At 62.5% G+C, this 1,775-nt stretch carries 1 protein-coding gene; it reads left to right on the top strand.

Going from position 1 to position 1,775, the window contains the following annotated elements; translation table 11 throughout:
- Positions 1-7: 7 nt before the first annotated feature.
- The coding region (xsc, locus tag AC2FFA_RS22505; protein ID WP_496853306.1) for a sulfoacetaldehyde acetyltransferase at positions 8-1,775 on the top strand (1,768 nt) is incomplete at its 3' end.

Genomic DNA, 1,775 nt, shown 5'->3' with positions numbered 1-1,775 from the left:
CACCCACATGAAGATGACGACGGAAGAGGCGTTTGTTAAGGTTCTGCAGATGCACGGGATTGAGCATGCGTTTGGGATCATTGGATCTGCGATGATGCCGATCTCTGATTTGTTCCCGAAGGCCGGGATCATGTTCTGGGACTGTGCGCATGAAGGCAGTGCGGGGATGATGGCGGATGGCTACACCCGAGCGACCGGCAAGATGTCGATGATGATCGCGCAGAACGGCCCCGGCATCACCAATTTCGTGACCGCCGTGAAGACGGCTTACTGGAACCACACCCCGCTGCTGCTGGTGACGCCGCAGGCGGCGAACAAGACCATCGGTCAGGGCGGCTTCCAGGAAGTCGAGCAGATGAAGCTGTTCGAGGACATGGTCGCCTATCAGGAAGAGGTCCGCGACCCGACCCGCGTCTGCGAGGTTCTGAACCGTGTGATCATGCAGGCCAAGCGCGCCAGCGCGCCGGCTCAGCTGAACATCCCGCGTGATATGTGGACTCAGGTGATCGATGTTGATCTGCCCGCCATCGTCGATTTCGAACGCCCCTCGGGCGGCGAAACCGCCGTGGCACAGGCGGCCGAGCTGCTGTCGAACGCCAAGAACCCCGTTATCCTGAACGGTGCGGGCGTTGTCCTGTCCAAGGGCGGGATCGAGGCGTCGAAGGCACTGGCCGAGCGTCTGAATGCGCCGGTCTGCGTCGGCTATCAGCACAACGACGCCTTCCCCGGCAACCACCCGCTGTTTGCCGGCCCTCTGGGCTATAACGGTTCGAAGGCCGGGATGGAGCTGATCAGCGAGGCTGATGTTGTTCTGTGTCTTGGCACCCGTCTGAACCCGTTCTCGACCCTGCCGGGCTATGGCATGGAATACTGGCCGGCGAATGCCAAGATCATCCAGGTCGACATCAACCCCGACCGCATCGGCCTGACCAAAACTGTCACCGTCGGTATCGTCGGTGATGCGGCCAAGGTGGCCCAAGGCATTCTGGCCCAGCTGAGCGACACCGCCGGTGACGAAGGCCGCAAGGAGCGCAAGGAACGCATTGCGCAGAAAAAATCCGCCTGGGCGCAGGAGCTGACCTCGATGACCCACGAGGATGACGATCCGGGCACCACCTGGAACCAGCGCGCCCGTGACGCCAAGCCGGACTGGATGAGCCCGCGCATGGCGTGGCGCGCGATTCAGGCGGCGCTGCCGAAAGAGGCGATCATCTCGTCCGATATCGGCAACAACTGCGCCATCGGCAACGCCTATCCGTCGTTTGAAGAGGGCCGCAAGTACCTGGCGCCGGGCCTGTTCGGCCCCTGCGGCTATGGGCTGCCCGCCATCGTCGGCGCCAAGATCGGCTGCCCGGACGTTCCGGTTGTGGGCTTTGCCGGTGATGGTGCATTCGGCATCGCGGTGAACGAACTGACCGCGATCGGCCGCGAGGAATGGCCTGCCGTGACCCAGATCGTCTTCCGCAACTATCAGTGGGGCGCGGAAAAGCGCAACTCGACCCTGTGGTTTGACGACAACTTCGTGGGCACCGAGCTGGACACCAAAGTGTCTTACGCCGGTATTGCGCAGGCCTGTGGTCTGAAGGGCGTCGTTGCCCGCACCCAGGACGAGCTGACCGCGGCGCTGAACCAGGCGATCGAGGACCAGAAGAACGGCATCACCACGCTGATCGAGGCCCTGATCAACCAGGAACTCGGCGAACCCTTCCGCCGCGACGCAATGAAAAAACCCGTCGCAGTCGCCGGAATCTCAGCCGACGAAATGAAAGATCAGG

The sequence above is a fragment of the Ruegeria sp. YTSB088 genome (genome assembly GCF_059609825.1).
Note: the sequence above shows the minus strand (reverse complement) of the source record. Positions and strands in the feature narration are given on the sequence as shown.